Annotated in this window: 14 protein-coding genes; 4 read left to right on the top strand and 10 right to left on the bottom strand. The window is 69.8% G+C overall.

Features of this window, described 5'->3' with window-relative positions; translation table 11 throughout:
• Nucleotides 1-29: 29 nt before the first annotated feature.
• Nucleotides 30-386 carry a hypothetical protein gene (locus SMIR_RS16005; RefSeq protein WP_211118857.1) on the bottom strand — a complete coding sequence of 119 codons (357 nt, stop codon included), beginning with the start codon at nt 384-386 and terminating at the stop codon, nt 30-32.
• Between the two features lie 49 nt (nt 387-435).
• Here SMIR_RS16005 and SMIR_RS16000 point away from each other — a divergent pair, with 49 nt between their 5' ends.
• The gene (locus tag SMIR_RS16000) at nt 436-1,506 is read left to right on the top strand and encodes an IS630 family transposase (protein WP_168497310.1); all 1,071 of its coding nucleotides are present in this window, start codon (nt 436-438) and stop codon (nt 1,504-1,506) included.
• On the opposite strand, the gene SMIR_RS15995 is transcribed toward SMIR_RS16000, so the two are convergent.
• The gene (locus tag SMIR_RS15995; RefSeq protein ID WP_212727147.1) at nt 1,476-2,015 is read right to left on the bottom strand and encodes a hypothetical protein; all 540 of its coding nucleotides are present in this window, start codon (nt 2,013-2,015) and stop codon (nt 1,476-1,478) included. The two genes, SMIR_RS16000 and SMIR_RS15995, sit on opposite strands and share 31 nt — an antisense overlap.
• 388 nt (nt 2,016-2,403) lie before the next feature.
• Between SMIR_RS15995 and SMIR_RS15990 the strand changes: the two genes are divergently transcribed.
• On the top strand, nt 2,404-2,994 hold the full coding sequence (locus SMIR_RS15990; protein WP_168494273.1) for a M23 family metallopeptidase: 591 nt from the start codon (nt 2,404-2,406) through the stop codon (nt 2,992-2,994).
• Here SMIR_RS15990 and SMIR_RS15985 read toward each other — a convergent pair.
• Nucleotides 2,991-3,602 (bottom strand): TetR/AcrR family transcriptional regulator, encoded by a 612-nt coding sequence (locus tag SMIR_RS15985; RefSeq protein ID WP_248003057.1) that lies wholly within the window; start codon nt 3,600-3,602, stop codon nt 2,991-2,993. The two genes, SMIR_RS15990 and SMIR_RS15985, sit on opposite strands and share 4 nt — an antisense overlap.
• A gap of 150 nt (nt 3,603-3,752) precedes the next feature.
• Between SMIR_RS15985 and SMIR_RS15980 the strand changes: the two genes are divergently transcribed.
• Nucleotides 3,753-5,339, top strand: a complete 1,587-nt coding sequence (locus SMIR_RS15980) for an MDR family MFS transporter (RefSeq protein ID WP_248003058.1) — start codon at nt 3,753-3,755, stop codon at nt 5,337-5,339.
• A gap of 326 nt (nt 5,340-5,665) precedes the next feature.
• Here SMIR_RS15980 and cseC read toward each other — a convergent pair whose 3' ends face one another.
• From cseC to SMIR_RS15955, 5 genes are all read right to left on the bottom strand, one after another.
• Nucleotides 5,666-6,991: a two-component system sensor histidine kinase CseC gene (gene cseC, locus SMIR_RS15975; RefSeq protein WP_095853280.1), complete on the bottom strand. Its 1,326-nt coding sequence runs from the start codon at nt 6,989-6,991 to the stop codon at nt 5,666-5,668.
• 296 nt (nt 6,992-7,287) lie between these two features.
• The gene (gene cseB / locus SMIR_RS15970) at nt 7,288-7,992 is read right to left on the bottom strand and encodes a two-component system response regulator CseB (protein ID WP_168494275.1); all 705 of its coding nucleotides are present in this window, start codon (nt 7,990-7,992) and stop codon (nt 7,288-7,290) included.
• Nucleotides 7,993-8,011: 19 nt separating this feature from the next.
• On the bottom strand, nt 8,012-8,665 hold the full coding sequence (locus SMIR_RS15965) for a hypothetical protein (RefSeq protein WP_422664434.1): 654 nt from the start codon (nt 8,663-8,665) through the stop codon (nt 8,012-8,014).
• A complete protein-coding gene (locus tag SMIR_RS15960) occupies nt 8,653-9,192 on the bottom strand; it encodes a SigE family RNA polymerase sigma factor (protein ID WP_060898668.1) in 540 nt (179 codons plus the stop codon). Before SMIR_RS15960 ends, SMIR_RS15965 begins: the two co-directional genes overlap by 13 nt.
• 268 nt (nt 9,193-9,460) lie before the next feature.
• Nucleotides 9,461-10,384, bottom strand: coding sequence for an HhH-GPD family protein (locus SMIR_RS15955; RefSeq protein WP_168494279.1), 924 nt, complete (start codon nt 10,382-10,384; stop codon nt 9,461-9,463).
• A gap of 388 nt (nt 10,385-10,772) precedes the next feature.
• Here SMIR_RS15955 and SMIR_RS15950 point away from each other — a divergent pair, with 388 nt between their 5' ends.
• Nucleotides 10,773-11,582: a hypothetical protein gene (locus SMIR_RS15950; protein ID WP_168494281.1), complete on the top strand. Its 810-nt coding sequence runs from the start codon at nt 10,773-10,775 to the stop codon at nt 11,580-11,582.
• 47 nt (nt 11,583-11,629) lie between these two features.
• Here SMIR_RS15950 and disA read toward each other — a convergent pair whose 3' ends face one another.
• Entirely contained in the window at nt 11,630-12,754 is a 1,125-nt protein-coding gene (gene disA, locus SMIR_RS15945; protein ID WP_054228678.1) for a DNA integrity scanning diadenylate cyclase DisA, read from the bottom strand.
• A 79-nt stretch (nt 12,755-12,833) separates the two neighbouring features.
• A complete protein-coding gene (gene radA, locus SMIR_RS15940) occupies nt 12,834-14,243 on the bottom strand; it encodes a DNA repair protein RadA (RefSeq protein ID WP_168494283.1) in 1,410 nt (469 codons plus the stop codon).
• Between the last annotated feature and the right edge of the window lie 200 nt (nt 14,244-14,443).

Genomic DNA, 14,443 nt, shown 5'->3' with positions numbered 1-14,443 from the left:
TGCTCAGATCACCCTAGTGCTGCTCCGCGTTAGTTCGTGGAGGGTGGTGTGGTCCAGGCGGTGGGGTCGTTGAGGTAGAGACCGCATGCACAGTCGAGCGCTTCTTCGGGTGAGCCGAATGGCAGGCCGGTAGGAAGGAAGTTGTCTTGGTATTTGCTGCTGCTGGCGAGGTAGATGGCAAAGCCCCAGGTGTGCAGGACGCCGGTGAAGCGCAGACGGCACAGTGGCAGCGGTTCCTCTATGCCCGGCATTTCGCCTGCCACGTAGGCGAATCCGGTCCGAAAACGGACCTGGATGCCCGAGAGTTGGGGCCAGCGTTCCCGCGCGCGGTCGCGCAGGCGGACGCGGAGGTGGTGCTGCATGGACTCGGGCGGGTTCTTCGGCACGGTCCCCATCCTGCCCGGCAACGATCGCGCTGCGCCATGATCACCAGTCATGGGCGGGAACAGGCAGGCAGTGTCGGTGGTGCTGGACGAGGCGTTACGAGCGCGGCTGACAAGCCTTGCCGGCTCCACGCGCGGGCAAGTGCGGGCGGTGCTGCGGGCGAAGATTGTGCTCGCTGCCGCTGCGGGAGCGTCCAACGCGGCGATCGCCCGCACGCTGGGAGTCAGCGTGAACACGGTCCGCAAGTGGCGAGGGAGGTTCACCGCCGCCGGGATGGAGGGACTCAAAGACGCTCCACGCCCAGGGCGGCCCCGCCTTTACGACAGCCGGGTGCGGCTGGCCGTGGTGGCTTCCGCGACCAGTGCACCGACCCACCCGGAGTCGACATGGACGCACCGGACCATCGCCACCCTGGTCGCGGACACTACGTCCGCCGCTATCTCCCCGTCCCAGGTCGGCCGGATCCTGGCCGGCCTGGACCTCAAGCCGCACAAAGTCCGCGGCTGGCTCACCCGCCGCGACAATCCCCAGTTCTGGGAACGGGCCGCCGACATCTGCAATCTCTACCTCAACCCGCCAAACGACGCGGTGGTGCTGTCCATCGACGAGAAGACCGCCATCGCCGCCCGCTCCCGCAAGCACCCCGGCCGTCCCGCCGGACCCGGCCGGCCGTCCCGCCAGGAATTTGAGTACATCCGCCACGGCACCGTCTCGATCAGCGCCGCGCTCAATGTGCGCACCGGCGAGGTCCTCACGCAGCCCATCGCCCGCAACAACGCAGCGACCTTCATCGACTTCCTGCGGATGCTCGAGCGGACCATCAACCCGTGCCACGCCATCCACGTCGTGCTGGACAACGGCGCCTCCCACATCGCACGGACAACCAAGGCATGGCTGGCCGACCACCCCCGCTGGCACGTGCACTGGACCCCGCCGCACGCCTCCTGGCTCAACCAGGTCGAACTCTTCTTCTCAGCCCTGACCCGCCGGGTTCTACGACACGGCGACTTCCCCAGCCGCGACGACCTCATCGACAAAATGGACGCCTACGTGATCGCGCACAACACCACCGCCAAGCCCTACCGCTGGACCTACGACGCCAGGCCACTCAAAGCCGCATGACACCTCCACGAACTAACGCGGAGCAGCACTAGGGCCTGTCGCGGGTTGGGAGTGGCGCCGCGGAGAAGATCGCGTGCCGGTCGTAGTGGCGTTCGGCGGCGAGGAGCCTTGCGGCGGCGCCGTGGGACGGGGGGATGGTGATGCCGGACAACGGCGAGGTCAGGGCGGAGCCCGCGTCGAGGAGCGCCCGTACGACGTCCGGGGTGACCGCGGTCACGGTCCGGGTACGGATCGCGTAGCGGTTCCCCGGGACGCCGCAGGAGTGAGCTGCCGCCGTAGTCGTAGTCGTAGTCGTAGCCGTAGTCGTAGTCGTAGTCGTAGTCGTAGTCGTAGTCGTAGTCGTAGTCGTAGTCGTAGCCGTAGCCGTAGCCGTAGCCGTAGCCGTAGCCGAGGACAGGGACAGGGACAGGGACAGGGACAGGGACAGGGACAGGGCCGGAGACGGCGACCCGGTCCGGGCCCAGCCGTGCCGACAGCTCATCGGCCACCGCCGAACAGCCTTCAGCCACGCCCTTGCGGTGACATGACGCACAGGCGATTTGTCCCCTACTAGGGCGGGTAGTGGACAGCGAGGAGCGGGCAAAACGGACGTAATGGTGCGGAACCCCCATGGGGTGTGCGGCGCTGCGGTCGGCGGTGCGGTGAGGGCCGTATCGGGCCGGAATGCAGTGCCCGTAAGTGGGTTTAAACGTCTCTACCCCTAAAAATCGGGCGTATTCGATACGGGGTGGGGCGTCTGTCAAGAAGGTGGAAATTTCAGGGTGAACTACGACCTGGCGTCGTAGATGAGGACTTTGAACGCCGGCCAGGACTCGGGTTACCAAGGGATGGCCCACTCGGCGACAGCTTGTCCGTCGGGTGGACCTGACCCCCGTCTCCGTTCCCACGAGGTTCCGAATGTCGAAGCGCGTCACGTCCCGCCACTCCCGTATGTCCCTGCTCCGCTCCAGGGCGGCCGTCCTGGCCGTCGGCGTGGGTGCCACGGCCGTACTGGGCGCCGGGGTCGCGGCCGCCGCCACCGAGGCGGCCCCGCAGGCCGCCGTGAAGACGGCCGCCACCAAGGCGTCCGCCTCCTGGGTCGACCCGGTGAAGAAGTACACGCTCTCCGCGGGCTTCAACCAGGCCGGCAACCTGTGGCAGCACAACCACTCCGGGCAGGACTTCGCCGTGCCCACCGGCACCGAGGTCGTCGCCGCGCACGGCGGCACCGTCGTCAAGGCCGGCGGCAACGGCGCCGGTGACGGTCCCGCGTACGGCAACGCCATCGTCATCAAGCACGGCAACGGGACCTACTCGCAGTACGCCCACCTGTCCCGGATAGACGTGCGGATCGGGCAGGTCGTCGCGACCGGCCAGCACATCGCGCTCTCCGGCAGCACCGGCAACTCCACCGGCCCGCACCTGCACTTCGAGATCCGTACGACCCCGAACTACGGCTCCGCGGTCAACCCGGTCGTCTTCCTGCGCGCCCAGGGCGTGACCGTCTAAGACGCCTCAGGGGTGACGCCGGCGCCGCCGTGCGCCTGCGTCACCAAGTCGATCGCGACCTCCAGGACAGCCTTGCGCTTCTCCTCGGGGTCGCCTTCGACGTCCTTGAGCAGGAACATCCCGGCGTGCATCGAGAACAGCGCGCTGATGCAGCGCACCTGGTCCGTCAGATCGGCGTCCGGCTCCTTGAGCAGGCCGACCATCCGGATCATGCGGTCCTTGAAGTCCTCGCCCGTGCGCAGCTCGCGGACGGCCGCCTGGTTCTCCTGCATGAAGCGGAAGAGCGGGGCCGCCTCGGCGAGCGCGTTGCTGTAGCGGCGCAGGATCTCCTGCTTCGTCTCCAGCGTGCGAGGCTGCTGCCGCGCCCACTCGATCAGCTCGTCCATGGGCCTGGACAGGTCCTGGAAGAGACTGATGAGGATGTCTTCCTTGGTCTTGAAGTGGTAGTAGAGCGCCGCCTTCGTGACGTCGAGGTGCTCGGCGATCTCGCGCAGCGAGGTCTTCTCGTAGCCGTGCTCGGAGAAGAGTTCGAGGGCGACGTCCTGGATGCGCTGGCGGGTGTCCCCGCGGCGCTGTCGCTTGGTGCCGTCCATGGTGTCGCCGCCCATCCCTGTACTCCTCGCACTCCCTGAAACGTACGTGTCGTCCGACTGGCAAATCCAGGAAAACTTACTTGACGCCCGGCTAGTTACCGGTCTAACTTCCCTCAGTGTAGTCAACTTGCCGGGCGGCAAGTAAGTACCCAGGGGAGTGGAACCGTGGCGGACAACAAGGAAGCGGTCATAGAGACCGAGAAACAACCGCGCAGCGTACGCGTCGTGCTGCTCGCGCTCATGATCACAATGATGCTGGCAATGCTCGACAACATGATCGTGGGCACGGCCATGCCGACGATCGTGGGCGAGCTGGGCGGCCTCCAGCACCTGTCATGGGTCGTCACCGCGTACACCCTCGCGACCGCCGCCTCCACCCCCATCTGGGGCAAGCTCGGCGACATGTACGGGCGCAAGGGCGCCTTCATGACCTCGATCGTGATCTTCCTGGCCGGCTCCGCGCTCAGCGGTATGGCCCAGGACATGGGGCAGCTCATCGGCTTCCGTGCCGTTCAGGGTCTGGGCGCCGGTGGTCTGATGGTCGGCGTCATGGCGATCATCGGTGACCTGATTCCGCCGCGGGAGCGCGGAAAGTACCAGGGCATGATGGCCGGCATCATGGCGCTCGCCATGATCGGCGGACCGCTCATCGGCGGCACCATCACCGACCACTGGGGCTGGCGCTGGTCCTTCTACATCAACCTGCCGCTCGGCATCGTCGCGCTCCTCGCCATCAGCGCCGTACTGCACCTGCCGAAGAAGCGCGTCCAGGCGAAGATCGACTATCTCGGCGCCGGACTGCTGGCCCTGGGTATCTCGTCCATCGTGCTGGTCACCACCTGGGGCGGCAGCGAGTACGCCTGGGGCTCGGCCAGGATCATGGAGCTCATCGGCATCGGTGTCGCCGCGCTGGTCGGCTTCGTCTTCGTGCAGACCAAGGCCGCCGCGCCGATCATGCCGCTGCACATCTTCCGCAGCCGCAACTTCACGCTGATGTCGATCATCGGCTTCATCACCGGCTTCGTGATGTTCGGCGCCACGCTCTTCCTGCCGCTGTACCAGCAGTCCGTGCAGGGCGCGTCCGCGACGAACTCCGGGCTGCTCCTGCTGCCGATGCTCGGCGCGATGCTGGTGACCTCGATGGTCGCCGGCCGGGTCACCACCGGCACCGGGCGCTACAAGGCCTTCCCGATCGTCGGCGGCGTGCTCATGGCGGTCGGCCTGTTCCTGCTCTCTCAGATGGACACCGGTACGACCCGGTTCACGTCCGGGCTGTACATGGCCGTGCTCGGCCTCGGCATGGGCTGCCTGATGCAGATCACCATGCTGGTCGCGCAGAACAGCGTCGAGATGAAGGACATGGGCGTCGCGTCCTCGTCCACCACCCTCTTCCGTACGCTCGGCTCGTCCTTCGGCGTCGCGATCATGGGTGCGCTGTTCAATCAGCGGGTTCAGGACGTGATGACCGAGCGGGCCGGGGCGCTGGGGTCCAAGGTCACCGAGCAGTCGGCGCAGCTGGACGCGGCGAGCCTGGCCAAGCTGCCGGCCGCGGCGCGGGAGGCGTACCAGTACGCGGTGTCCTCCGGAACGCACTCCGCGTTCCTGCTGGGTGCGGTGGTGTCGGTGGGGGCGCTGGTGGCCGCGGTGTTCGTGAAGGAGGTTCCGCTGCGGGGGGCGGGTGCGGGGGTGTCGGAGCCGGAGGGCGCGGTGAGCGACTCGGCGCCGAAGCCGACCGTCGCCGAGACCGTCTGACCTGGCCCGATCCGACCTCGCCCGATCCGACCCCGCTTGATCCGAAGACCCCCGGAGTGTCCGCCCCGGGGGTCTTCTCCTGTACGCGCCCGGTGCGACGTCCTCGATCGCCGGACGGGCCGAGTGCCGGACGGGTTGAAGGGTGCGGGTCGGACTTTGGCCTTGTTCTCGAAGCGCCGGTCGAGTCGAGGCTTTTGAGGGGCGCGGGAAACTGCGCGCCCAGCCCCCACCGGCCCGCAGCCGAACGAATCGGCGGGGCCGGGGACTGGCCGAGCCGGGCCCGGCCTACGGCAAGGGCAACGGCAACCGGTACTCGCTCACCCGCATCAGGTCGGCAGCATCGGATAGCTGCCGGTGTTCGTCGGCGCGTGCTCCGGCAGCCACAGCACCGCGACCGCGCCCTCCGCGGGCACGTGCTCGGGGGCCCCCGCGGGCCGGACGTTTCGGAAGGTCAGCCGCGCGCCGAGCACCCGGGCCTGACCGGCCGCGATGGTGAGGCCGAGGCCGTGACCGTGGCCCGAGCGGTCGCTGCTGCCGGTACGGAAGCGGCTGGGGCCCTCGGCGAGGAGCTCCTCGGGGAAGCCGGGACCGTGGTCGCGGACCCGGATGACCCGGCCCTCGACCGAGACCTCGATCGGCGGCTTGCCGTGCCGTGCCGCGTTGGCCAGCAGGTTGAACAGCACGCGCTCCAGGCGACGGGGATCCGTCGTGACCTCCGACTCGTGGATCACGCGTACGTCGACGTCGGCGTCCTTGGCGGCCACGCGCCGCGACACGAACTCGCCGAGCAGGATGTCCTGGAGTTCGGCCCGCTCGGAGGCGCCGTCCAGCCGTGCCACTTCGAGGACGTCCTCGACCAGGGTCCGCATGGCCTGGGCGCGGTCGCGGACGAGCTCCGTGGGGCGGCCGGGGGGAAGGAGTTCCGCGGCCGTCAGCAGGCCGGTCACCGGCGTGCGCAGTTCGTGGGCGATGTCGGCGGTCACCCGGCGCTCGGCCTCGATGCGCTGTTGGAGCGCGTCCGCCATGGCGTCCACCGCACGCGCGAGGTCGTCGGTCTCGTCCCGTACGACCCCGCCGATCGCTTCCCGGACCCGTACGTCGGTCTCACCCTTGGCGACCTGGTTCGCCGCGGCGGCGGCCTTGCGCAGCCGGCGCGAGAGCTGGCCGCCGATCAGCACGCCGAGCGCGCTGCCGCCGAAGACGACCGCGATCGAGCCGATGATCAGCGCCTGGTCGAGGTCCTTCATGACGTCGGTGTTGCGGTCCGTGAAACCGGTGTGGAGCGAGAGGACGCGGCCGTCCTTGAGGGGTACGGCCGCCCAGATGTCCGGGACCCCGTTCGGACGGTCGGCCACGAAGGTGGCCCGCCGGCCCTGCATGACCTTCGCCAGCAGGTCCTTCGGGATGGCCGGGTCGTCGACCTTGACCCCGAAGGCCTGGGTCCGCCCGGACTCGTACATGCGCTCGGCGACCGTGATGCGCTCGTCCGCCAGGTCGCGCGAGTTGTCGAGCATCGAGACGCGCGCCGCGTTGTGCACGACGAGGCTGAGCGCGACCGCGACCAGCGCGCCGACCATGGCGATCGCCGCGCTGAGTTTCCACCGGATGCCCGTGCGAATGCCGGAGTTCCCGGCGGCGGCCGCCATGCGCATGCCCACAGGCACGCCACGGCCGGCAGACGGGCTCCGACCGACGGATGCGACCCGCCCGGCAGATGGGCCCCGGCCGACGGGTGTGCCCCGGCCGGTCCGACTGCTCCCGGTCACCGCGCTGCTCCCGATCACCGGACTGTTCCCCGTCACCGAGCCGTACCCGTCGGCCGGGCCGTACCCGTCGGCCGGGCCGTACCCGTTGCCCCTGTCGCCCCCGCCGGCCGGTCTGTTGGGACCGGTCGGGCCGTTGCCGCCCGCCGGAGTCCGGCGCCGAAATATCCCCCGCATGTCCCTGCTCAGGCCTTCAACTTGTAGCCGAAGCCGCGGACCGTCTCGATCCGGTCCTGGCCGATCTTCGTCCGCAGCCGCTGTACGTGGACGTCGACGACTCGGGTGTCCCCGCCCCAGCCGTAGTCCCACACGCGTTCGAGCAGCTTGTCGCGGCTCAGCACCGTACCCGGCGCGGAGGAGAACTCCAGCAGCAGCCGCATCTCGGTGGGCGTCAGGGCCACCGGCGTACCGCCCTTGTGGACTTCCATGCCCTCGGTGTCGATCTCCAGGTCGCCGAAGGAGAGCATCCCGCCGTCGACGGACGAGGCCTCTTCGGGGGCTCCGTTCGAACCGCTCGCGTGTCCGAAACGGCGCAGCACGGCGCGGATCCGGGCGACCAGCACGGCCCCGTCGAAGGGCTTGGTCACGTAGTCGTCGGCGCCCGCCTCCAGGCCCAGCACGACGTCGATCGAGTCGGCGCGCGCGGACAGCATGATCACGGGGACGGTGGACTCGTCACGGATGCGGCGGCACAGCGAGACGCCGTCGAGTCCGGGGACCATCACGTCCAGCAGGGCGATGTCGGGACGGTCGGCGCGGAACGCCTCCAGGCCCGACAGCCCGTCGGGCATGGCCGTCACCGCGAAGCCGTCGCGCTCGAGAGCGAGCTGCGTGGCCTCGCGGATGACGTCGTCGTCCTCGACGAACAGGACGTGGGTCTGTTCTGCCATCCGGCTGCTCCGTCTGCGCTCAGTTCGCGGGAGCGGGTGTGTCCACGCCGCCCACCGCGTTGCTGTAGTCGTTGTGCGTCCGGGACCTCTCGGTGAAGTGGGTCGCGGTCCACCCGTAGGTGATCACTTCTTCACTGGAGGGGTACTCCACCGGGTCGCCCTTCTTGTACAACTGCTGGGTGATCACCAGGTCGCCCCGGTCGATCTCCGCGTAGACCGGCGGCTCCTCGGTCTTGAAGACATTCTCGTACCTGCCGCTTTCCTCGCGGTAGACGTACGAGCCGATCCCCACGGCATCCCCGCAGGTCATGACGTTGACCACGACGTCGTCCGTGGTTCCTCCGGTCAGATCCCCGTACGACACGTCGACCGGGTACTCGTCGGCGACGCACGGTTTCGTCAGCGCGTTCTTGACCGAGTCGCTGACCTCCGGGTCGTCCTTGACGAGCTTGACCGCGTCCACGCGCTTGGGCGTCTTGGACGGGGAGGCGGAGGGCGCGGGGCTCGGGGCCGCCCCCTTCGCCACCGCCTCACTGCTCGCCGGGCCCTCGTCGCGGGCGCCCGTGCCACCCGTGGCGCAGGCGGTCAGGAAAAGGCCGAGGGCGGCGAGCGCGGCCGTCACCACGCTCCCCGCCTTCAGGACCTGCCTGGCCCGAGTTCCTAGGCCGCGCAACGCTCCCGCTCCTCACGTTCGAGCGCGCGTGCGTCCAGGTCGCGGCTCTCCAGCTCCTCGCGGAGCCGGGCGAGTGCCCGGTGCAGCGTGCTCTTGACCGTTCCGGCCGACATGCCGAGGGCGGCGGCCGTCTCCTCCGTGGACATCTGCTCCCAGTGTCGCAGCACCACGACGCTGCGTTGCTTGGGAGCGAGAACCTTCATGATGTCCATAAGGAGCGCGCGGTCCGCGTGCTGCTCGGTCGAGTCGTCGACGCAGGCGTCCGGGAGCTGCTCGGTGGGTACCTCTTCGAGTTTCCGCGCCCGCCACCACTCGGTCCGCGTGTTGATCATCACGCGGCGCAGATAGGCGTCCGCGAGCCGCTTGTCCGCGATGCCGTCCCAGCGGCCGTACGTCCGTACGAGCGCGGTCTGCAGGAGGTCCTGGGCGTCGACGGGGTCGGGGACCAGGCGACGGGCACTGCGCAGCAGCGCGTCCTGCCGAGTGCGGACGTACTCCTCGAATTCGAGCACCTCGCCGTGCGCCATGATCAACCGCCTCCATCCCCGTTTCCGACGTGCCTGGCTCGCGCCTGCTGCCGGTTGTCCGTTTCCTGTGTCCCGCTGTCGTTCTGCTGTGTGCGGTACGGAAATGAAGCTACGGAGGCGTTGTCACGGGGTTGTCCGAGGCAGCCTTCGGTGAGCGCTCGGCTGTACGTCGGTTGTGTAACGGATGTATGAGGTGGGTAAGGCGGTGTGGTTACAAGTCCCGGTTGGGGTGGTTTTGCGGGTGTGACCGGTGTCCTGGGGGCGGTGACTAGGTCAAGGGCAGCCGATACAAACCACCCGGGAGCGGCTCGACGAGTCCGTCGGCGACGAGTCCGTCGAGGGCGCGGGCCCGCTGCACGGGCTCGTCCCACACGCGATCGAGTACGGACTGCGGGACCGGACCCTCTACGGCCTCCCTCAGTACGGCGAGGAGTTTGCCGCGCACCTGGCGGTCCGTGCCCGCGTACGTCTGGCCGCGCCGCGGCGGGCCGTCGTGCGCCGGCTTGCCCGCCAGCCGCCAGGCGCACTGCGCGGCGATCGGACAGCGCTGGCAGGCCTCGTTCTTCGCCGTGCAGATCAGTGCGCCGAGCTCCATGGAGGCGGCGGCCCAGTGGGAGGCGGTGCTCTCGTTCTCGGGCAGGAGGGCACGGGCGAGCTTGCGCTCGGCGGCGGTGGTGGCGTTCGGCGGATACTGCACGCCGCTGACGGCTCGTGCGAACACCCTTCGGACATTGGTGTCCAGCACGGCATGCCGCTGCCCGTAAGCGAACGAGGCGACGGCGGCGGCCGTGTACTCCCCGATACCGGGCAGCGCGAGCAGCTGAGCGTGCTCCGTGGGTACGTCGCCGCCGTGCCGTTCCGTTATGGCGACCGCGGCGCCGTGCAGCCGGAGCGCGCGGCGGGGGTAGCCGAGCCGGCCCCAGGCGCGGACGGCTTCGCCCGGTGTCTCCTTGGCCAGGTCGGCGGGGCGGGGCCAGCGGGCGACCCACTGCTCGTACACGGGCAGGACACGGCTGACCGGGGTCTGCTGCAACATGAACTCACTGACCATCACGCCCCAGGGGCCGGCGTCGGGGCGGCGCCAGGGGAGGTCACGGGCGTGCTCGTCGAACCAGGTGATCACCGGTTCGTGCAGGGTCTTGCCGACGGCGTCGGGCTGGGGGCTGGGTGTGGGCTTGGTGGGTGCAGTCATGGCGGTTCCGATCCTGCCATGCGGGGGTGGGGCTACGCGGTTTCCTCCGAGGCGCGGAGTGGCTTTTCACGCCCACCCCCTGACCGGCCGCATCCCGCCCCCGTGGGCCCCGTGGGGCTGCGCCCCCCGGCCCCGTCTGGGACTGTGCCCCCGGTCCCACGCGGGTTCCTTTGTCTGCGGGGCGGTGGGGGCTGGTCGCGCAGTTCCCCGCGCCCCTGAAGGGGCGCTCTGGTCGGCCGGAGGTCCGGGCCCAGCAGCCCCCAGAGGACGGGAAAGGGCGGTGTGGGGGTAACTCGGGTGGTGTGCCGGGATGATGATCCGGAAAAGTTGGCGCTCAGGGCGGCGGGTGGGGCGAGCGCCGGCGTGGATCTCTCGTACAGTTTGCGCCGTGGGATCTATGCGCAATCCGGTCGGGCCACTTCCCTCCACGATCTACTGGCGTCGGAGGGCCGTTCTGCTGTCCCTGGTAGCGCTGTTGGCGCTGCTGATCGTCTGGGTCGTCAGCAGCGGCGGCGGAGGCGGCAAGAAGAACGCGGACGGATCCAACGGGAAGAACCCCGTGCAGACGATCACCCCGGGCCCCTCCGGTTCCGGACCCGCGATCAGCCAACACCCGGGCGGCCGCGACGAGTCCAGCCCCGGCGCGAGTACCGGCACGGCAAGCGGCAGTGGCAGTGGCAGTGGCGGGGACGGGGACGGCTCCGGCGGGACAGGCAGCGCGGGCGGTGGTGGCTCGGCAGGCGGTTCCAGCGGTGGCACCAGCTCCGGGGATCAGGTACCGGCCGGCTCCACCCTCCCCAACTGCACCGCGAGCACCGTCAAGTTGACCCTGCGCAGCGTGCACAACACGTACGCCCCCGGTGACAAGCCTTCGATCGAGCTGATCGCGAAGAACTCCTCCGCCAGTGACTGCAAGGTGGATCTCGGCCCGAAGAGCGCGGTACTGACGATCACTCAGGCCGGTGGCGACAAGAGCTTCTGGTCCTCGAGCGACTGCCCCAAGGACGCCGCCAGTCTCTTCTTCCGCGTTCCGGCCGGCGACCAGGTGACCTACACGGTCGACTGGGACCGTACGGCCAGCGCCGCCCAGTGCGCGACACCCCCGGCGGGTTCCGCGACCGCGGGCACCTACCTGGTGGAGGCGAAGGCACCGGGCCTGGCGAAGGCGACGACGTCGTTCGTGCTGTCCCAGGACTGAGCGCGGGGGCGGGTTGAAGCGCGCCCGGCCCCGTCAGCGGTAGCGCGTCAGACGTAGCGCTCCAGGATCGACGACTCCGCCAGTCGCGACAGCCCCTCACGGACGCTGCGCGCCCGCGCCTCGCCCACCCCGTCGACCGCCTGAAGGTCGTCGACGCTCGCGGCGAGGAGCTTCTGCAGACCGCCGAAGTGCTCCACGAGGCGGTCGATGATCGCGCCGGGCAGACGCGGAACCTTGGCGAGGAGGCGGAAGCCGCGCGGGGAGACCGCGGAGTCGAGCGCCTCGGGGGAGCCGGTGTAGCCCAAGGCTCTGGCCACCGTGGGCAGTTCGAGCAGCTCGGAGTGGGCCAGGGCGTTCAGGTCGGAGAGGGCCTCGTCGACCGTGCGGGAGCGCTTCGCGGTCGGCTCCGGCACGTAGTCCCGGACCACCAGCTCCCGCTCGGGCTCCACGCCCGCGATCAACTCGTCCAGCTGGAGGGCGAGCAGACGCCCGTCCGTGCCCAACTCCACCACGTACTCGGCGATCTCCGTGGCGATGCGCCGCACCATCTCCAGGCGCTGCGCCACCGCCGACACGTCCCGGACGGTGACCAGGTCCTCGATCTCCAGCGCGGAGAGCGTGCCCGCGACCTCGTCGAGGCGGAGCTTGTAGCGCTCCAGGGTCGCGAGGGCCTGGTTGGCGCGGGAGAGGATCGCGGCGGAGTCCTCCAGGACGCGGCGCTGACCGTCGACGTACAGCGCGATCAGACGCATCGACTGGGAGACCGAGACGACGGGGAAGCCGACCTGCTTGCTCACCCGGTCCGCCGTGCGATGCCGGGTGCCGGTCTCCTCCGTCGGGATCGTCGGGTCGGGCACGAGCTGGACGCCCGCCCGCAGGATCTTGGTGATGTCCTTGTCGACGACGATGCCGCCGTCGAGCTTGCACAGCTCGCGCAACCGGGTCGCCGTGAAGTCGACGTCCAGGACGAAGCCGCCCGTGCACATCGACTCGACGGTCTTGTCCCAGCCGAGCACGATGAGTCCGCCGGTGTTGCCACGGAGGATTCGCTCGAGCCCGTCGCGCAGGGCCGTGCCAGGTGCCACGGCGCTCAATGAGGCGCGCATCAGGCCATCGGCACCGGAGCTCCCACCGGACTTTCCGGGAGCTGCTGCCCGGTCGTTGGCTGCCACTGCACTCCTCCGGTCGCGGGTTTCCGGTCGCCCAAGATTCGTCCAGGGTTCGTACGGACGGGCGAGACCAGGGCAAAGTCTACCGGCGCTGCTCCTCGTCCCGTGGGGCCTCTCTGCGACGGGAGCGTGGGAGGACCCGCAGCGCCTCGCCCATGTCGGCGACTTCCAGGACCTTCATACCGGCAGGGATCTTGCCCGGATCGCTCGGAACGAGGGCGTGCGTGAAGCCCAGACGGTGGGCTTCGGCGAGCCGCCGCTGCACTCCCGTGACCCGTCTGACCTCGCCCGCGAGCCCTACTTCGCCGATCGCCACGAGGTTCTTGGGGAGCGGGGTGTCACTCGCCGCCGACGCGAGCGCGAGGGCGATGGCGAGGTCCGCGGCGGGCTCGGAGAGCTTCACGCCGCCCACCGTCGCCGAGTAGATGTCCCGCTTCCCGAGGGCGCTGATCCGGCCCCGCTGCTCCAGGACCGCCAGCATCATCGACACCCGGGAGGTCTCCAGACCGGACGTCGTACGACGGGGGGAGGGGATCTGGGAGTCGACGGTGAGGGCCTGCACCTCGGCCACCAGCGGGCGGCGGCCCTCCAGGGTGACCGTCAGACAGGTGCCGGGGACGGGCTCGGCACGGCGGGTGAGGAAGAGGCCGGAGGGGTCCGCGAGGCCCGTGATGCCCTCGTCGTGCAGCTCGAAGCAGCCGACCTCGTCCGTCGTCCCGTACCGGTTCTTGACCCCCCGGACGAGACGCAGGCGCGCGTGGCGGTCGCCCTCGAAGCTCAGGACGACGTCCACGAGGTGTTCGAGCAGGCGGGGGCCCGCGATCGCGCCGTCCTTGGTGACATGGCCCACAAGGAGCGTGGACATGCCGCGCTCCTTGGAGGCACGGATGAGCGCCCCGGCGACCTCCCGCACCTGGGCCATGCCGCCGGGCGCCCCGTCGATCTCCGGAGAGGCGACGGTCTGGACCGAGTCCAGGATGAGAAGCGAGGGCTTCACGGCGTCCAAGTGGCCGAGCACGGCGGCCAGGTCGGTCTCCGCCGCCAGGTACAGGTGGTCGTCGATCGCCTTGATGCGGTCGGCGCGCAGACGGACCTGGCTGGCCGACTCCTCACCCGTCACGTACAGCGTGCGGTGCTCGTCGCTCGCCGCCTTCGCCGCCACGTCCAGGAGGAGCGTGGACTTGCCCACACCGGGCTCGCCCGCGATCAGGACGACCGCGCCGGGCACGAGACCGCCGCCGAGGACGCGGTCCAACTCGGGCACGCCGGTGGAGCGGGCCGTGGCCTGGCGGCCGTCGACCTGCCCGATCGGCACCGCGGAGGTGGTGACGCGGCCCGGTGCCGTCGTACGGACCGCGGGCGCGCCGTACTCCTCGACCGTGCCCCACGCCTGGCACTCGGGGCAGCGGCCGAGCCACTTGGCCGTCTGCCATCCGCACTCGGTGCAGCGGTAGGACGGCCGGTCCTTCGCGGTTTTCGTACGGGCAGCCATGACGGAACCGTAGCCGAGAGGACTGACAGCACGGGCGGGCCCGCTCGGCGGGGCATCTGCCATGGTCTGCCGTTGCCGCCTGTGACGGTGTGGGCCACGGAATCGGAGGCTCCTGTCCCCTTTTGAGGGATCGTTTCACCCGTACGGATTAAATGTGCTCAAGGGGGAAGAAGGGGCCACCCTGGGGCACCTACGGTCGC

The organism is Streptomyces mirabilis (assembly GCF_018310535.1).
In the GTDB taxonomy this organism is placed as follows: domain Bacteria; phylum Actinomycetota; class Actinomycetes; order Streptomycetales; family Streptomycetaceae; genus Streptomyces.
Note: the sequence above shows the minus strand (reverse complement) of the source record. Positions and strands in the feature narration are given on the sequence as shown.